We start from the raw sequence: 19,094 nt of genomic DNA on the forward strand, positions 1-19,094 counted from the left end.
GTAGAAATGATTACTAATGAAATCCCCTGGCATTTTCGTTAAGCCATTTTCGAGCAAGATTTTGAGGTTTTTTCAGATTTTGGTATTCGATGCCTATCTGATACTTATTCCAAACTGTTTACTCTCCCCTTGAAGCCATGGTAAAGGCCTCATACATCCCATATCAGCCGAACCAATATAGTCACCTGTCACGTAAACTTCCCCATTTTCCGATATAGATATTTCGTAAGATCTCTTCCTTAACCAACATCCTTCTTCGCATTCTTCTAATTTCGAGCGGGAAAGATTTTCTTCTCTACATCTTTGTTCACAAACATTCCGACTGTCTTGATCAGTTGTCTCATGCCCGGTAGAAATCTTGATACGATTTCCCTCTATTTGCCAAGACCCATAACGTGAAATCCAATCGCTTTCATGCAATCCAACACCATGATCCGGATATAATTTAATGTCCATACATCCATTATCTGAGCCACTGCATTCCTCACCGGTGCAGCTTCCGATCATTCCTGATTTAAAATCTTTTGGGAAGTTCTTGCGATTCACTTTGTAACAGCCGTTTTCCGTTTCGTATTTATTAACTAAAGCTAATTGTATATTAGTTGCATTTGTTAAAAACGCAGAAAAAATCCAACCAGTAAATTCAGTATTGTCAGATTGAACGTCTGGGTATTGAATCGGAGAATACTTAACTCTAACCCATTTGCCAGACTTGCCGGAGATTTTCATTTCAGTCGGACTTTCTTCCAATATCAGAACGGGGGTTGAATAATTGATTACCTTCAATTTTTCAGAATCAGCACTTGGCTTTTCGCGAAGTATAATTCCGTTCAGGCTATTTACATAAAGAAAATTTGACGTGTTTTTATCAGGTGCACATGCGATAAAGAAAGTAACTATAAGAATAAACCAGAATTTCATGGAAGCAATTGTATAATCCTAACTTCAAGAAACAAGATATTTAACGGACAGCCTATCCATAGATAGACTGTGTTTGCAAATACTCTTCTATTCCGTATACTCCTAGCTCTCGTCCGATTCCTGATTGTTTCATTCCACCTGCCGGAATTTCCGGATAAGCGGCAACATTCTTAAACTCATTGATCATAACTCCTCCCGCTTCTATCCTCTCGGCAACTCGCTTTGCCCGAGACTTATCTTTGCCGCTAATCCATGCGAAAAGACCGTACGGCGAATCGTTCGAAATCTTGATCGCTTCCTCCTCCGATTCGTACGTAATAACCGAAAGAACAGGGCCGAAAATTTCCTCCTGAGCAATCTGCATGCTATTCTTGACATTCACAAAAATCGTCGGCTTCGTAAAATATCCATCTTCCAGTCCATCAGGAGATCCAAGTCCCCCTATAAGTACTTCCGCACCCTCATCGATTCCTTTTTTGATATAGTTCTGCACTCGAATCCATTGCTTCTCCGAAACAAGGGGACCAATGACCGTATCGGACTCAGACGGATTTCCGACTTTTATATTCAAAGCGGCTTTCTTGAGCATAGATTTGATCTCCTCAGCACGGCTCTCCGGAATTAGTAGCCTGGTCCCTGCTATACAAGCTTGTCCGTTATTCATGAAAGCTGCTCGAAGAGAAAATGGAATCGCTTCCTCAAGGTCTGCATCATCAAGAAGAATTGTCGCTGACTTTCCACCTAGCTCTAGAGTAACCCGCTTCATCGTATCGACTGCTGCTCGCAAAATATGTTTTCCGACGATCGTCGATCCGGTGAAGGAAATCTTATCTACGAACGGATGGGTGATCATTTCCTGACCGACTACTTCCCCTAATCCGTTTACGACATTGATTACTCCGGATGGAAGTCCTGCTTTGTCGATGCATTCTAACATAACGTTCGTTTGTATCGCGCTCAACTCGCTCGGTTTTACAACGACCGTGCATCCGGCAGCAAGGGCAGGAGCGATCTTAATAGCAGTATTGAATAAATCCGCATTCCAAGGAGTGATGAGAGCCGCAACCCCGATCGGGCGCAAAACAATCTCTGCTTCACCAAAGTTTCGAGAAAAGGGAACCTTATCTATCAACTGCTGAACAGTCTTATATGTTTGAATCGCTGCATCGACGGAAGCAGCCGCCCCGGCCAAAGTGCGACCCGCGTATTCTTCCATAATCGCATCGATATGATCCTTTCGCCTACTTTGAAGAGATTCATAGATCGCTTGAAGATATTTCTTTCTTTCCTCTATCGTTGTCATAGACCAATTTAGAAACGATACTTTCGCGGCGTTCACCGCCAGGGAAACATCTTCCCGATTTCCGAGAGTTACTCTTCCGATCACTTTTTTGTTTATCGGACTGATTAAATCGAGCGTCTCTTTTCCTTTTGATTCGATGAATTTTCCATCAATATAATGTGTGGTGATTATTTTCATTACATCCCCCTATCCGTTTTGATCCGGAATCAAAGCTCCGTATTTTCGGGAAGCAGCCGCTGCATGAGATTTTCCTAGCCAAAGAAACAAGGAGGCAAGAGATCCCATTACAGCAAAATTGATTGCAATTGCTATCCCGAGTCGCTCCGGCCCAACCACATAATCGCTGATAAAGGCGATGAAGCTAGGTCCCAAAGTCATCCCCACTGCATTATAGAACATAATGAACGCGGCGGAGATCCTTCCTCGAACCGCACTCGGAGTAGATATTTGCAAGGATGCCCCTGCTACTCCCGAAAACGGTTGAATCAATCCCATGAACGCGAGAGCGGCGATCGTCAAAGGAGCGGATTTAGAAAATGAGAAAGTAAGGCCACCTATTAAAACCATAACCGCACATACATTAGAAAAATGAGATAAATGGATATCATGGCGACCTTGTGCATAGGCTCGATCCGCAAACCATCCTGCAAAAATCACCCCGAATGTACCGATTGGAAATGCAAGGATCGCTAAAATAACTCCAGTGGTCGTGACACTAATCTCTTCGATGCGTTGCAAATATGTAGGTATCCATGCCGCTGCGCCGAGAACCATCGCGCACTGGAATCCGAATCCGAGAAAATGGTAGGTCAGGAACTTTCTTTCCTCATGAATAAAGGATTTAAGGCCTAACGAATTTTCTCCTGTATCTTCCCTATTTCCTTTTCTCTCTTTGGGAGCGATGAATATAAGAAAAGCCAGAAAGATTCCTGGAATTCCCGAGACTAAAAATACAATTTGCCAAGGAGTAAGAAGTCCGACGAAAGAGCTCGCAAAAGAACCGATACGTACAGATTCCGCAAGAATCAAGCCGCCTAAAATATATGAAAAAGCGGCTCCGATTTGTGCTCCTGAAGAAAGAATGCTGATCGCAAGTCCGAATCGTCGCGCAGGAAAAATCTTTGCGACCATGCTCCATCCTGCCGGCTGCAGAGTCGCTTCTCCCAAACCGACGATACATCGAGCGATTACCAAAGCGAAGAACGAATTTGCAAATGCGCTCGCTATCGTAGCAAGAGACCAAACGGTTACACCAAGATAGATCGTCCACCGTTTCGAATAACGATCTACGATCCATCCCATCGGCAGACTCCCCAACAGAAAGAAGAGCGCGAAAGCTGGACCCTGCAAAAGTCCCATCCTGAAATCATCTATTCTAAAGGAGTTCTTAATCGGATCGACCATCAGGGAAATGGAAATGCGATCGATGAACGCTAGGATTGCAAAGATTAAAATGATGAATGTCGTTGCCCAAGCTCTCATAATCTTACAGAATTCCTCAAGCTATTCGCACAATCGACTATGGTTTCAACGGCGGAACGAGCCTGAAAACCGAGAATACGCTTCGCCTTTTCGGAGGATTGCTCGAATTTCTTATGAACCAAAGGACTGATACTTCTCATTTGTGAACTGAAAGGTGCAAGAAGCTTTACCACGAAGCCGGGTAAACTACTTGTAGAAACCTTTGTGGCCACCGTACCAAGATGTTCTTTCAGGGTTTGCGCAATCTCCTTCATCCACATAAATTCGCCAGCGACAATGAACCTTTCCCCCGCAGCATTGGGACTTAGTATGGCACGGATATGTGCATCTGCTAAATCACGAACATCGACGACGTAAAATCCTATCGGAGCTAAGAGGGGAAACTTTCCTTTCAACATCCCGTCGATTATTTGAACCGAACCATGTAAGTTCTCTTCGCTCATAATCGGACCGAAAACTGCTCCGGGCAAAATGCTAGTAAATTCCGTTTCTCCTCCTTCGGAGCGCATGAACTCCCAAGCGATTCTCTCCGCACGGATCTTAGATTTTCGATACTCGTCGAATTGAGAATCCTCAGGATCCGCCCATACATCTTCCACGCTCTCCCTTCCCGAGTCTAATGGTGGGCGAGCTGCTGCAGCTGCAGAAGTCATCACCACACGCTTTACTTTTTCCCTTACTGAAGCTCTTAGGACGCGCAAAGTTCCTTCTTGAGCAGGCAAGGCGAAAACATCCGGATTTCCCTCATCTTTTCCTATTAAGGGAGAAGCGATATGCAGAACAAATCTACATCCACGAACAGCCTCATCCCAACCCGCATCACTGGTAAGATCAGCCACAAATACTTTGAGCCGCTCATCGAAAACGTTCAATGTCGAACGGAGCAAAGACTCCTTTCCTGAACTACGAATCGTAGTATGCACAATAAAATTCTTATGAAGAAGTTCGCGAATGCATCGGCTTGCAACGAATCCGGTCCCGCCGGTTACTAAAACTGTTTCGGCCACATTCCCTCCAATTCATATTGAATCTTACACATCCAAAAATTCTGCGCCACGCTATTCGTCCGAAAATATTGCATAAAAATTTTTTTGAGTGATCTTCGATAGATTGAGGTTGCATTTTCTTTGGAATGGCATTGCAACTATTTAGGCCGCCAATAAATTGAATGAAGTTTTATGCAATAATCTTGCAGTAATGGGCGAGACTAGTTTATATTTTAACCTTACAATTCCGGAATAGGTAGGCTGTAATATGAAGGGACCATTACTCCATGTTAAGAATACGGAAGAGACTTCAACACAGACAAACTTTCAGAAATTGTTGGATGAAGTCGTAGCATTAACCCATGGCTACGGCGAAGGAAAAACACAGACAATTATTCCCTTTTTGCATATCGCTCGACGGAGTGCTCCGACTCAAACCAGCTGTGGAATTATCAATCCTTCCTTTTGCATAGTTGCTCAAGGGAGGAAAACCGGATTTATCGGAACTGAAGTAGTCAGTTACGGTGCAGGTGATTTCGTCGCTGCCTCTGTGGATATGCCTGCGACAGGACACGTATCTAAAGCGAGCCGAACCTCCCCTTACGTCGGAGTTACGTTAGACTTCAATCGTAAGGAAGTTGCTACAATCATTACCGAAGCAAAAATTAGAATCCAGCAGTTCGATGTAAAACCTATGGCCGGAGCATTGATCGGAAAATTCGACTCAGGAATTCTCGAACTTTTTATTAAACTCTTAAAATTATTAAAAAAATCGGAGGAAGAGGCACTTTTCGTGGGAGCTCTCGTTAAGAAGGAATTAATTTACCGCATTTTAATAAGCCCGTACGGACAATTATTCGCAAAACAAGCAATATCCGAACAAAAGTCCGATCAAATTGAAAGAATTGTAGAATGGATTCGGGACAACTTCAATGTACCGATCACGATCGAACAGTTAGCTAAAAAACATCATATGAGTGCATCCGCTCTTCACCAAAAATTCAAGATCGTGACTACAATGGGACCAATCCAATATCAAAAAAGACTAAGACTGCTCGAAGCGAGGAAGCTGCTACTAAGCGGGATGATAGATGTGACTACAGCGGCTTTTGAAGTCGGATATGAAAGTCTGTCCCAATTTAACAGAGAATACAAAAGACTTTTCGGGTTAGCTCCACTGAAAGATATCAAACGAATTAGAAATACATCCGGTTTGTTCTCGGAACTACGAGGCGAGTAATTTGTTCAGATTACCGTCCGCAATATCCGTTTTCTGCATAACGCAAACGATGTCGAATAATCAAAGCAAACATTTATAAGATGTAACGGAGATAAGAATATATGAAAGTATTAGTAACTATTGTAAGCCTGATCGTACTTACAGGACTGCAATTAAACGCGAAAAGTATTGATGAAAGCCAACGTGCTATACTTCTACAAAATGGAGACGCAAGTGAGTTTATCTCATTGCCCATGGGAGTCATGCATGTACGAATTTCCGGTCCTAAAGACGGCCCGGTAGTTTTACTCGTTCATGGTGCGGTAATTGGAGGCTATGCATACAAAAATTGGCAAAAGCCACTTGCAGATGCAGGATTTCGAGTTATCGTTCCCGACTTATTCGGCTACGGACTTTCGGATCGACCCGACATAGACTATACAAAGGATTTCTATGTTTTACAGTTAAAACAACTGTTGGAAAAACTTCGGATTGAAAGTCCCGTTCAAATCGTAGGCGCCTCCATGGGGGGAGCGATTGTTGCAGCGTTTACTGCAAATTATCCCGAGAAAGTAAAGTCCGTCGTATTAATGGCACCGGCTGGAGTTGGTAAAGACAATCGTCCCACAAGCAGTATTTTACTTTGGCCGGGTTTGGGAGACTTGATTTTTCATTTCTTTGGGTCTGCTCAGATGAAAAGACAAATGGATGAGGCCAACGTAAATTCTCCGGACCGTCAAAATATTGCTCACTGGATGGAATTGCAGACGCAATACACTGGATTTGCCGAAGGAATATTGAATACCCTCCGACATTATAAAATATATTGGCAACCGGAAGATTTCCAAGCACTTGGAAAAACGAAAAAGGCGGTACTTACACTCTGGGGAACTTCGGATACCGTGAATGCATTTGAGCAATCTCAAACACTTCAAGAATTCGTTCCTCAGGCAAAAATCATTCCGATTCAAGACAAAGGTCATGCGATTACGTTTAACGTAAGTGAACGCGTATTGGAATTCGTAATCGACTTTCTGCTGGGAAACTCTTTGCGCAAATAACAGGCGCTCACGTTGCCCGTCATGATCGCTTTAACTATGGACTCTTCGAACGATATCTTTCTAGTCAAAGAGATTTGAAAGATATATGAACGCATATTTACTTTTTATTTACCTTGGCCTTTCCCTTTCTCTCCTATTGCTACTGAGAGGCTTACTTTTATTCAAGAATCAATATCCCTTATCCTCATACTCTGTTCCTCTGTACGGATTAAAATTTGCATTCTTTTTCTTCGGATATATGTTTATTTCCGAAAGCTACTCTCAATGGAGGATCTTCAATTATTTATATATTCCGGCAACGAGCGCTTTCGGATATATCGTCTATCATTTCTATTTTTATATATTTCGAGACAGACGCCGACGAAAACGTTCTCATTGGATCGGTCTTCTGCCGGCATTTTTCTCTATAGCAATATTAACCGGATCAGAACATTTCAATTTCCCTTTACCGGACCGTCCAGATACGATTTTCAAAGGATCAGAAACCGTTTGGACCGATTGGCTATTTAGAGCCTCGTCCGTCGTTCTTCTATACTTTTATGCATCTATTTTCGCAGATTCAATTTTATTGTTTAGAACTTCTAAGAATGAAAAAGGAAAGAAGGTCAGAAAGGGACTCATCGCTTTATGGATCGGTCTATCGATTAACTTAATTCTTTGCAGCGCCTTCTATTTGGGCAACCAAACCGTACTAAAACTGGGACTAACAGCGCTGACAATACAATGCGCTCTCGCTTTCGCTTCCCTAGATTCGATCAATCTTTGGAAAGAAATATATGAAATGTCCAAAAGGTCTGCGGACCGAATTCGAAGATTTACATCCTATAAAACTATTAGCCTCTCCGATTCCTTGGACCACGCTATTTATGTAGATAGGATCTACCAGAAAGAAAGACTTACGATTGAAGATCTAGCAAAACATCTGAAAGTAACGGTCCGACAACTCTCTCAGTTTATTAACGAGGAAAATCGCCAAAATTTTTCTCAGTATATTAACGGAAAGCGAATTGAATATGTGCTTCTTCGATTAGAATCCGAATCGAAACCCAATTTGCTTCGAATTGCCCTCGACGCCGGATTCAATTCGAAATCCAGCTTTAATTGGATTTTTAAATTAGAACTGGGTATGTCGCCTTCTGAATATATAAAATCAAAACGCAAAATCCAAGTGAGATGACGAATTAATCTTTCAAGGAGAACATTCTAGATTAAGATACCATTCCCATCTCGCTTCTTTTTTGATAAGGTTTGTCGGGCGGCTTTTTCTAAGCTCCTTTTTAACAAAAATCGGGTCCAGAATTGCGATCCTGGACGCAGCGAGGTCGTCCCCAGGATACAATCTCTTCCGTCAAGTTTCGGTAAATTCCGACACATTGCCATATATAGAATAGGAAGAGAAACCACTATGAAATATTCATTTTGCCTAGCTTTGATAGCATTGGCATTCTTAATCACGTGTAGAAAAGAAAGCGAAGGAATCAGTTCAGAAGAACTACTTCTATACTCAATTTTTTATACTCCATACGAAGAGATCAGCGTTGGCCCGGGAACGATCCAAATAAATACAGCAGCAACAGCCGGTTCAAGTTATCAGACTGGCCGCTCCTACACTCCTAAATGCCCAGATAAAAATGGATCCGGAGAATTGCCTTTCACATTCTATCGAAGAAAAACTGCGGAAAAAAATTCCAAGTTACTAATCAACTTCATGGGGGGAGGCAGCTGCTGGAGCAGTTACAATTGTTTCGGAAGTAATACTACAACATATGTAAATTACAAAGATTACCCGTTTTTCATCGTTTCTAAGTTTTTCTTTAGTGAAGGGATATTTAATAAGGATATAGCAAGCAATCCGCTCAAAGATTACGATGTAATCATTATTCCACATTGCTCTGCTGATTTGTTTTTTGGATCCAAAACGGCAGCATACCAAGATCCGACTAAAGGAAACACCAATGTGGATTTTCCCCATTACGGGCATGACAATTTCCTCGCAGTCTTAAAATATATTCAGGAAAATTATCAGGGGGTCACAGATGTATTTGTCCTCGGACAAAGTGCCGGAGGATATTCTGCAATATTAAATTATCCTCATATAAGGGAGGCTATAACAGAACTCAGTCCATCGGCTTCGGTTAACGTTTTAACTGATTCATCCGTAGGGGTAACTTCAGCCAGCTTATTCAGTGCCATGGTAGGCAATTGGGATGCAAATAAAAATCTACCGACATGGGTAACCGGAATCAACTCGACTTATTTTTCAGGAAGCCCATCGTTCGACGATTATATTAAAAAAATTGCTGCCTATTATTCAAGCGATAGAGTCGGAATGTTGACATCAGCATTTGACACTACCCAAAGATACTTTTACAAGTTAGTAGATACAGTAGCTGGAATTTCTGATCCTAGCGAATATACGAATGCGATAATACAAGATCCATATGATTCTAATAGAAAAAACTCCGCGCTTTTCGGGAGTTTTCCTCTTGGAGATACTGTACCTGACGGATCGGTGGGGGTCTCAGGTTCAAACTGCGATTGGGTAAGTCAGACAATCCAGAAAGCAAAATCAATTGCAACTGCCTCGCCAAATTTCAGTTATTATATTGCTCCAGGAGATATTCACACAAGAACAGGACATAACGAAATGTTCCAACTCAAATCGGCAAACCAACCGTTTGTCTCCTGGGTAAATTCGATGGTAAATGGTCCGTTACCGAGTTCCGTTCGATGTTATGATGGCGGGAGTTCCTGCATATTAGATAATCTAACACCTACATTTATCAATCTGGCGTTAAAAAAACCTACCTCAAACGAATCTTATGCTTCGAGTAAGGACCTAAGCCAAACCTGTAACACCGCCTCTTTTTTTAACTAGAGCACTTCAAACACGGTCGCTTCATAGCGACCGTGTTTGAATAAAGAGTGTTTCGATAATGATTGCGTTGCATCTTTATTTTCTCCACTATTGGTCAAACTTTAAAATGCGACTATGTCTAACCTCCGTTATCCTCTCATCGTTATCCTTTTCGTAATTTTCAGTTTTCAAAATTGCGGAACTGCTCTTCTCTTGAATGCCCTTTGGCCTTCAGGAGGAGATGATCGTATTGAGAACATAGGAGATCTTTTCCTTGCGAACATAAACGTTGGCTTGATCCATTATTGGCCCTTGGATGGGGACGCAACCGATAGAGTCGGATCTATCCACCTAACTGCATTTGGAACCGCCGGACCTAAGCTAATCTCCGATCACAATGGTTTACCCAATGGAGCCTACAGTTACGATGGTATAGACTCATGGCATAGCTCGGATGCGATTGCTGGGGAACCTATACTAACTGGAATCGCTTCCTTTACTCTTAGCGCTTGGGTAAAAGGAAAATTTAAACCCTCTGCAGGAGGTACAATTATGGGACAAGGAGACGGTCTAGGATTTCAGTTTTTAGACGGGTCCACCAATTGTTTACATGGAATCCGAATTTACACAGTAAGCGGAGGATCGGGAGTCGTGAGCAATGTCAGTCCTTGCGGAATCTACCAAGACGATGTTTGGTATCATGTAACTTTCATCTGGGATCTTCCTAATAATACTGCCAACTTATATGTTGGAAATGATCTAGTAAAGTCGGTAGTATATAATCCAAATGGAACCCCTTGGAACTCCGGTGCCCCCTTTACCTTAGGATACGGCACACTTGGCGGAGGCTCTCAGCCCATCAGTATAGACGAAGTTCGAATTTATGATAGAATTGTTCCTCCGATATTTTTCAGTTTTTAATTCCTATCCGCATAACGGATACCGCAGATCTAATTAAGAAGCTTCACCTAACTATCGCCGAATTTCTAAAATGAATTTCTTTAGAGGGAAGCTTGGAAACAATACAAGGCTCTCTGGACATCGCAAGGGGCCCAACCTGTATCGTTCACCCAAACCCAGAAAGAATCCAGCCTAGAAACAAAACCAACTTCTCCCCAATCCGGATTGGAACTAGACGTCCAATCTTTGCAGGAAGTCTTGGTCCCGTTCACGTAATATCCGTCCCATCTGGTTCCGGTCCAAACCGAACGATACGTCCCGGAAGAAGGAGCATAGTTGCCTTGCTCATTACGAATCTGTGTCGCGATCGTCCCGTCAAAAAGATCCGAGACGGAAAGAGCGATCGTTTCTCCTGCGGTCGTCACATACTTCGCATTTGGCATCCTACCTCGAGCATGCATTGCAGAAGTAGAAATAACCGCTTGAAAAGTTCCTGATAAACCGCCCGCTCCTGCAGTGGAAGCACAACGAAAATCCGCTCCGCTTACTCCACCTAGATTTCCGTTATAGACGCTGCTAGTAATGAAAAGAATTCGGGAAGGATCCTCCGGGGGAGGAAGTTCTTCTCCCGGAGTAGTCCCGCCACCTCCGGAATTCGACAAGGCTAATGCCAAAATCGCTTGGGATCCGTCCGATGAACCTTGTTCGCAACCAATCAAGGTGAAGAATAAAAGAATCACACATGACGACGAAAATACACGTATCATAAAATGAATATAGACCTTTTCTTTTTTTAAAAGAGCCCTGCAACTTAGTTATTCGGCTCTTTCTTCTTTATATACATGTCTGATTCCAAGTCGGACTATATAAATATTTTTTTAAGAACACTTGGAACTACACTGCCAAACTCTATAAGAAAAACTTTTACAGCGGCGATCTAAGCAAAACGAAAACTGAATCGGATATCCCAATATGGTTACTTAACTTCAAGATACCATTTGCTGAACCCGATTTAACATATTCTTCCGCAGGTTTTCGTGAAAAGAAAGTTCACTTGCCTAACTTAGGCTTTCCGGATTTTAAGTTTAATTTCCTCTTCAACTCTGCCAAAAACTTCCGAATATTTTCTTGTGCAGCCGCTTCAGTAGCCATTTGTGCTCGATAAAGCGCAACGCGTTGGTCCGAAAATTTTCCAATTCCCTGAGCCTCAATAAGTTCATTGAATACAGAGGTTCCTTTATTCTTCAGGATATACCTAACTGTAAGCTTATGAGTAAAATCCATAGCTCCAAATGATGGATTCTCTAATTTCATAATCGCTGCGCCCAAAGTCCAGTCTTCGTTCATATTTATAGAAATGGATTCGCATAAACCTGAATTGATAATTGATTCTTTTAAAGCGTTTGTAAAATTTCTATCTGTAATTGTAGGAGATCCCCAAGGGACTGTCATTTCTCCCCCTGTAGAATCACTTATGTAAATTCTATCTGCCACTTTCTTATTTGTGCCAGAGTCCCAAACAATCATCTCAGTAATTCCAGCCGTAGTTACACAACTATGATTAAGACAAATAACTGCAAAATGGCTACAGTAAATAATAGCAAATTTCAGATATTTCAAAATACACCTCAAATTTACACGATAGTCTATTATTGATATATCTTGAAATTATAAAGTTGAGTCAACTTTTTCTAAAAAAAGAGAATATGACTCAGTATTAAATAATTTAATTTTATTGCATTCAATGTTTTACAATAATTTGTTTAACTACTATCACTCACCTGGAGTTTACATTGAACAAAAATTTGGGCCTTACGGTTCTCGTTTATCTGCTTCTTCTGACACCACTTAATGTATTGAGATCCCAGTCTCAAGGTGAAATTAGAGAAAGAAAACCCTTTTCCATAAGTGCAGGTGCATCGACAAATGCAGCATTCAATTATTGGAATGTTAATTTTGGATATAATATAAACAAATTCGTCAGTGTCGGAACTTCCATTCAATACACAATCCGCCAGACCAATAACTACGATAATCAGGTAATTAATTGTTCGTACGATGCTGACTATATTACAAATTTAAAAACCTGCGATATGTATAAGTCTTGGGATAAAATTTCAGGAGATTTATTTATAAACTATTTCCCTTTCGAAGGTATTTTTTTCATTTCGGCGCATGTTAGTACTATGCCTACTTCACGAAGTAATGTCCATTTTACGGACCCTTATCAAATTTATCCAGGATCTGTTTCTTACTCGGCAGAACGAAAAAATACTGTAATGGGAACACTCGGTATAGGTCTTCAATGGACGCATTCGACCGGTATTTTTATTAAAACGGAGCTTGGTGTACAGAATCAAATTTATGGGCAAGAGAAAATATATATCTATAATGATGACCGTGGTTTGTTTGGATTAGGTCGAGCTGCATCTCTTGCTGAATTAGAACTCTTAAAATCAGGCGCAAGTTTTCCATCTCTTCATGGACTTAGCTATATTAGTATTGCAGCGGGTGTATCTTTTTAAGCTATTTGGACTTTACGTAGCATCTCAAATAGAAACCTTGCTCAATGCGACAGATTGTCAATTATGGGAAGTAAGAAAAAATCTCAACCATTGATCGTTTAGAAAATAGTATCAGTAAATATGCGACTTGAAAAATCAATGCGTTTTACGATTATTAATGATCTTCATATCAAGAATTTGAGCTAACTTCATTTTTTCTCTATGATCAACATAGTTATAGTAGATATAAGATTTAACTCGAGCCTTTAAAATAAATAACGCTACAAAATTATCTTTGAACTCTTCCGCTAATTCTTTGACATCTTCACTCGTCACTTTGTTAAAATACGAGTTAATACTGAATGAAACAAGTTTTGCTGCAGGAGTACCAATTTCTTTTGCAACTTCCATATATATTTCTTTAAGATCTCTCATTCCAGTTGCTTGGATTATTTTCGCAAATACAGATAAACAAGTCTCCAATGTAATCAAATTAAAAAATACCTTAATCCTTTTCGAAATCTTGTCTTCGTCTTCACTCTTCTCCAACATCCATTTTTTATCTTTATATTTCTCTTCTCTCTCTTTCTCGAATTTTAATTTAATTTCTTCCGTAATAAGATCCTTCTCTGCAGACAAAATTCCACCAAAAGAAGAAATCATACGGAACCCATTTAGGTATATTTCTTTTATCATATTGGACAATTCATCTTTTTGCAGTGATCCTTTTCTATTCTTTGCAATTTGTCCAACAATGTCCATCAGTCTAAAAGCCTTCAAAAACGGCATCATTGTGTCTCTAATCTCTTGATTAATGGTTGATGCGTCTACATTCCTTCGTTCCGTTTCTCGATTAGCAGAATCCTGTGCTTGTAACGCCTTTTTTCGCTCTTCCAAAGGTTTATTTCGAGAAGCGTCAATAACATCGTTTTTAATTGATTCAATTATATCTCCTATTTGGAGATATGAATGACAATCCTTATCTAAAGTAATTTCCTTAGTTTCGGAAAAAGATAACATCGCATGCAAAACAGAATCTTGGATAAACGATGAGTCTATATTGTGGTGAGTAATAAAGACCAATATATTTGCATTTATTTCAGCTTCTAAATTTTCAAACAGAGATTTGATAGCCTCTTTGCCGTCCTCAAATGCAATTCTTTTCGCCAAATATTTCGCAACTAAATAATAAAAAATATATTTATATCCAAACTCGTAAGTTCCATTTTCATTCCTTAATATTTGTGAATCGACCAATTTTTGAGTAACTCTACTAGCATCTGGCAATATCCATTTTTTTGCATATTCAGCCTGAAAACCAATATAATCAGCTTCTGAAATTTGATATTTTGGCAACGTAAAAAGCTTATAAGAAAGAGATTCTAAAAAGTTAAAATAGACACTCAGATCTTCATTTTCAACTTTAGCTTTTCCAACAAGAGCGAGAGTTAAAAGGGTTTGATAACAATAAGCAAACGATGTTTCCTTTAGCTCATACGAAGCATTACTTAAAGCATGAAGCAAGGTAAGCAAAAAAACAGGATATGATGGTAAAACTTCATTACCCAAAAGATTCCCAATTTGTTCATATGTATTTTGAATCTTCTTTAAAAATTTTTCTTCATCGATGATTGAAGTATTGTCTTGTAATTTTAAATACTTCTCTATGATCTCATTTCTTTTCTTATAGCCAAAGGCTTTGATTTTAAAGCTCTTATAATTACTAAACTCAGAGTGAACAAAAGGCAAAATCCCGTTAGCCGTATCTATAGTCAAAATCACATTGGAAAACTTTTCAGTCAATTTTCTAAGAAAATCCTGCTTTAACTCCGATCCTCCTTTCATTCTATGAAAGTTATCGATCAAGATTACTTTTTCGCTTTTAGGCAGTTGCTTATATCGATCATATAATTTAGAACTTGTTTCATATATTCTATTTAATGAATTTTTAATAAATTGATCAGATTCGACATTCTTTATTTCCGTTCCGTCAATCAATATTGGGTAGACACCCTTTTCATAAAATCTTGTAAAAATTGTTTTCAACAAGGAAGATTTCCCGGATTGGCTCTCCCCCTCTAAAATACAATACTGTAAATCAGAATCGGATAATAAATCTCCCGACTCTGTATATTCGTCAATTTTTGTATCCTCGACGCCCATTCTTTCTAAATGAGGATAAATAAAAATATCGCCAAGTTTTAACTTGTGGCTATTTATATTGAGGGGAATTCCAATTTCAGCAATCTTACTCAAAAATTCCTTTTTAATTATTAATTCTCTTTTTTCTTTCTTCGAGTAATTTATTTTTTTAGATTCGGAAGATATAAAAATTTCGCCATCCCAAGAATATTTCGTGTATTTCAAATCTTCATTCAATAAATCTACTTCGATTAAGTTGAAACCACAACTACCCGGTTGGTTTTTAAGATTAAAATTTTGACCCGAAATACAAATTGTATATTCAATTTTATCTAAGTTTTCAGCAGCACTACCAGTAGCAATGTGCTCATGGCCAACCAGCTGAATAGAACAGGTCTTTTCCAAAAATAATTGAAATTCAATTTTATTATTCTCCTCTGTTTTCGGTGTAAACCAATTGATCGGATGATGATATAGTCCGATATCAAGGTGAAAGTTCTGCCCATCTGCCTGAAAGTTCTTTACTGGAAAGAATAAAGTTCCGGGTTTCTCTTTTAAATTTGACATCCATGCAGTGTTATAGCAATGAAAACATATCGCAAAGTTTCCAATTTTATCTTCAACACGGTAATATAATTTATTTTCAGGAATGGATCGAAACTTAGAATAGTATTCCCAAAATTCGCTCTGAACAGAAAGAGCACAGTCAATGACGCTATTGTCCGATCCTAAAGAATTATAACTGATGTTATTAATAATACTTTTTCTCAAATCGCTTTCAGATTCAAAATTACAATCATGATTTCCAGGAACAAAAAGAATCTCAATTGCAAGCGAAGGTTGAACAGCTTTTAAGCCTTCTATTAATTTCCGAAAGAAATCCTCAGCTACTAAATATTCTTTCGTTGATCCTTTTTCAGCAATATCTCCAGTTACTGCTATATACAACTTCTCAATACTTATAAAATTCGAATTAACAATATTCTTAATACTTTCAATTTTGGGTTGGACATTAGTTGTTGGAGAAAAGTGAATATCTGTTAAGTGCAATAGCCCTATTTTCATTTTGTTCCCTATATAGAGACTAATCCGGAATTATCTTGGATTTCAAAAAGGAATCCAAAAGATCACCGCGATGTCTGACGTAGCTTTCGTGAATTCATAATCATGAATTCACAATCATTATGTCAAGAACATCTAACGTTTATATCCCTCATTTCGAAGAGAATTTTTCCATTCAGATTTTATTCGAATTTTTTTCAACTTCCGAAAAGAGGAAGTTTTCAGAAGTTAAATTATAAATAATCATTTCTTAAATTTTATCATACACCATTAACTCGTAACCGCATCCTCCGTTTCTGAGCGTTGATACATGGCAATATAGTGATAGGGGATTTCCTCATCATCGACATTTTTAGCAATCACTAACGATTTCTTCACATGCTTCGTTTGAAACACTTGGGATGCTGCATTTTCAATGAACTCATATTTTCGATGCAATGTTGAGTCACTAAATAAAACATATGCTAACCCATACTCATTTCCTACGGGAGGCGCATATAATAATATGTTTTTCAGGTCAGGCGAACTCCACTTATTCTTCGCTTGCATTTTCAGCTTGCTAAGAAAATTTTCAATTTTTTCTTGATCATCAGGAGTAAACATATTTAAGGCGACGCCTATCTCAGTCCATCCTGGAATAGATCGTTCTTCTAATTTTAAAAATATTTCTTTAAACAACTTCTTAATTTTTGGTCTTGGCTTTGGAACTTCTTTTCCAAGATCCCTGGAATGATAATAATGATCAATGGGAGATGACATAGAAGTAATCACTAAAAGATCCCTACCATTTTCATAAACGTAACCTTGGCTGAGAAGAGTGGATAAATAGAATCCTAGATAGTCCAACTCATCTCCAATTATCTCTGTCTTTACATCTCGTTCCAATTCTGCTCGCCTTTCGAAATAGTGAAGAATCTGAACTGGATGCTCGAGAAAATCAAAAACAGTCTCGAAGTCTGCTAAATTTAATGTAGGACAAGGTACGAACGATTGTGGGAACCACTTTGTATGCTTAAATCTGTTTAAATTAGATTGAACAGTTGCAAAATCTTCCAAAGAAACAGATATTCTTATAATTTTACGAATTGTGCTTAAATCGACAGGTAATTTTTGTTTTAGTGGATCTTCAATTCCCGGGTTTGCAATAAGCAACCGAAGTCTATCCTCAAACCTTTTGGATTGAATACTAGGTTCCACAATTAGATCCTTTATATGCCGCTTAACTCTTTCCGGGGCTCCTCTTAATCCTTCTTTGCTAACTTTTGCAGACTTAGCTTCAATAATAATTGCATAAGAATCTATAAAAGTAATTAAATCTGTTTCGTATTCCTTATCACCATCTTTCCATTTAGTTTTAGGAACGGTTAGTGTTTCTGGAAATCGACGCTTTACAATCGCTTCTATTTTTTGCTCAAGATATTTAGATCTCCTCTCATGTAAGGAATCCTTGTCTATTTCTGAAAGCATAGAATCAATTATAAAAAATGAAGACCCAAAAAACAACTGCGCTATAATACAAAAATACTCTTCACCTACTTTCAAAATTGATTTATTCCAGACTGGATTATCTAAGAAAAAATGCTCTGACTCCCAATTCTCTAAATCTCCAGGTTTTAAAGAAAAATAATCTACTATTCTACCGATAATCTTCTCATCTATCCCACACTTCTTACATAAGTCTTTCGATGATAATTGAAACATCTTATAAAGACTATGATCTTCATGAACAATTAGCCTAATCAGAAGTTCTTCTTGACTCAATTCCAAGTCGGCTAATTTTTGTAAGGCTTCACTAATTTCTAATTCGCTCGCCCCTTTACCTTCATAGTATTTCATTATTATTTCAGATTTAGAGTTTAAGCCTCCCAATGAAGAAAAATGCTTAACACGCTCAGTCATTAATCTTCCGGTTTCTGCAACTAAGGTTTTAAATAATACAATTGCATCGCTAATCGAAAAACCAAACCTTTGTTTCGTGGAACTATCAAAAGGGGAATACAACTCAGTTAAAATCACAATAACTTGTTTAAAATAACCCCAATATCGAACGCCCGCTGTATGGCTCCTAATCATTTCTTGAAATTGAATAATGCTTTGCTCTTCAACTGGTAAATCAAGTATTTCCGATTTCATTCGAGATAAAGAGAATGATGAGGTAATATTCTTTAAATTATTTACTACAAGTTCTATCGTATCTGGGAATGCCGGCATTTTACCCCAGGATTCTTGTTTTACTTTTAGCATTAAAGCTTGAAATATTTCCACCTGAGGTTGACCAATAGGACGTTCACCGTCTAGTAAATCGGCTCCGTCATCACCAACATTCAAGCTTAAATAATAATTTGCCAATATCGAGATAATTGATAAAGGATTATGTTTATGAATTATCTCGATTAGCGTATTTAGAGAATCGCGTAGCGATATAGAATTTTGATTACCGACCTCTGCTATAACCTTCTTTCGTTCATCAAGCGAAAGTCCAGCCAGAGGACTTTCAAATGTTCTTAAAAATGCAGACTTATTCTCTTCCTGAGATTTTTTACCCGCCTTTCTTCGACTACTTCTTCTCTTAACCATAATCATCACAAGACTTTATGATTTTTTTATATTTAAAGAAATCTCAGTTTCCAAAAAAACCTTTTCGAAAATTCCAATAA

General features: G+C 38.9%; 14 protein-coding genes. 6 read left to right on the forward strand and 8 right to left on the reverse strand.

Annotated features, from left to right (window positions below):
- Nucleotides 1-93 precede the first annotated feature (93 nt).
- The 4 genes from EHQ52_RS02760 to EHQ52_RS02775 are packed head-to-tail and all read right to left on the reverse strand — an operon-like array spanning nt 94 to nt 4,713.
- Nucleotides 94-921 carry an SH3 domain-containing protein gene (locus tag EHQ52_RS02760; RefSeq protein WP_135613754.1) on the reverse strand — a complete coding sequence of 276 codons (828 nt, stop codon included), beginning with the start codon at nt 919-921 and terminating at the stop codon, nt 94-96.
- Nucleotides 922-973: 52 nt separating this feature from the next.
- Nucleotides 974-2,401: an aldehyde dehydrogenase family protein gene (locus tag EHQ52_RS02765; RefSeq protein WP_135613755.1), complete on the reverse strand. Its 1,428-nt coding sequence runs from the start codon at nt 2,399-2,401 to the stop codon at nt 974-976.
- Between the two features lie 9 nt (nt 2,402-2,410).
- A complete protein-coding gene (locus tag EHQ52_RS02770) occupies nt 2,411-3,706 on the reverse strand; it encodes an MFS transporter (protein ID WP_135613756.1) in 1,296 nt (431 codons plus the stop codon).
- Nucleotides 3,703-4,713 (reverse strand): NAD-dependent epimerase/dehydratase family protein, encoded by a 1,011-nt coding sequence (locus EHQ52_RS02775; RefSeq protein ID WP_135613757.1) that lies wholly within the window; start codon nt 4,711-4,713, stop codon nt 3,703-3,705. The genes EHQ52_RS02770 and EHQ52_RS02775 overlap by 4 nt, the downstream gene beginning before the upstream one ends.
- Nucleotides 4,714-4,960: 247 nt before the next feature.
- Between EHQ52_RS02775 and EHQ52_RS02780 the strand changes: the two genes are divergently transcribed.
- The 5 genes from EHQ52_RS02780 to EHQ52_RS02800 all read left to right on the forward strand — a co-directional run bounded on the left by EHQ52_RS02780 (nt 4,961) and on the right by EHQ52_RS02800 (nt 10,750).
- On the forward strand, nt 4,961-5,932 hold the full coding sequence (locus EHQ52_RS02780; protein ID WP_135613758.1) for an AraC family transcriptional regulator: 972 nt from the start codon (nt 4,961-4,963) through the stop codon (nt 5,930-5,932).
- A gap of 101 nt (nt 5,933-6,033) precedes the next feature.
- Nucleotides 6,034-6,972 carry an alpha/beta fold hydrolase gene (locus EHQ52_RS02785; RefSeq protein ID WP_135613759.1) on the forward strand — a complete coding sequence of 313 codons (939 nt, stop codon included), beginning with the start codon at nt 6,034-6,036 and terminating at the stop codon, nt 6,970-6,972.
- A 781-nt stretch (nt 6,973-7,753) separates the two neighbouring features.
- Entirely contained in the window at nt 7,754-8,149 is a 396-nt protein-coding gene (locus EHQ52_RS20360; RefSeq protein ID WP_425269374.1) for a helix-turn-helix domain-containing protein, read from the forward strand.
- A 228-nt stretch (nt 8,150-8,377) separates the two neighbouring features.
- Nucleotides 8,378-9,850, forward strand: coding sequence for a pectin acetylesterase-family hydrolase (locus tag EHQ52_RS02795; RefSeq protein WP_135613761.1), 1,473 nt, complete (start codon nt 8,378-8,380; stop codon nt 9,848-9,850).
- Between the two features lie 114 nt (nt 9,851-9,964).
- Nucleotides 9,965-10,750: a LamG domain-containing protein gene (locus tag EHQ52_RS02800; RefSeq protein WP_135613762.1), complete on the forward strand. Its 786-nt coding sequence runs from the start codon at nt 9,965-9,967 to the stop codon at nt 10,748-10,750.
- An 80-nt stretch (nt 10,751-10,830) separates the two neighbouring features.
- On the opposite strand, the gene EHQ52_RS02805 is transcribed toward EHQ52_RS02800, so the two are convergent.
- Both EHQ52_RS02805 and EHQ52_RS02810 read right to left on the reverse strand, forming a co-directional pair.
- The gene (locus EHQ52_RS02805; RefSeq protein ID WP_167492159.1) at nt 10,831-11,403 is read right to left on the reverse strand and encodes a hypothetical protein; all 573 of its coding nucleotides are present in this window, start codon (nt 11,401-11,403) and stop codon (nt 10,831-10,833) included.
- Between the two features lie 376 nt (nt 11,404-11,779).
- Entirely contained in the window at nt 11,780-12,349 is a 570-nt protein-coding gene (locus EHQ52_RS02810) for a hypothetical protein (RefSeq protein WP_135613764.1), read from the reverse strand.
- A 173-nt stretch (nt 12,350-12,522) separates the two neighbouring features.
- Between EHQ52_RS02810 and EHQ52_RS02815 the strand changes: the two genes are divergently transcribed.
- Nucleotides 12,523-13,254: a hypothetical protein gene (locus EHQ52_RS02815; protein WP_135613765.1), complete on the forward strand. Its 732-nt coding sequence runs from the start codon at nt 12,523-12,525 to the stop codon at nt 13,252-13,254.
- Nucleotides 13,255-13,389: 135 nt separating this feature from the next.
- Here the strand turns inward: EHQ52_RS02815 and EHQ52_RS02820 are convergent, their stop codons facing one another.
- The gene (locus tag EHQ52_RS02820; RefSeq protein WP_135613766.1) at nt 13,390-16,440 is read right to left on the reverse strand and encodes an STAND family AAA ATPase; all 3,051 of its coding nucleotides are present in this window, start codon (nt 16,438-16,440) and stop codon (nt 13,390-13,392) included.
- A 267-nt stretch (nt 16,441-16,707) separates the two neighbouring features.
- Nucleotides 16,708-19,020 carry a hypothetical protein gene (locus tag EHQ52_RS20025; RefSeq protein ID WP_244244784.1) on the reverse strand — a complete coding sequence of 771 codons (2,313 nt, stop codon included), beginning with the start codon at nt 19,018-19,020 and terminating at the stop codon, nt 16,708-16,710.
- Nucleotides 19,021-19,094: the final 74 nt, after the last annotated feature.

The organism is Leptospira koniambonensis (assembly GCF_004769555.1).
GTDB lineage: Bacteria > Spirochaetota > Leptospiria > Leptospirales > Leptospiraceae > Leptospira_B > Leptospira_B koniambonensis.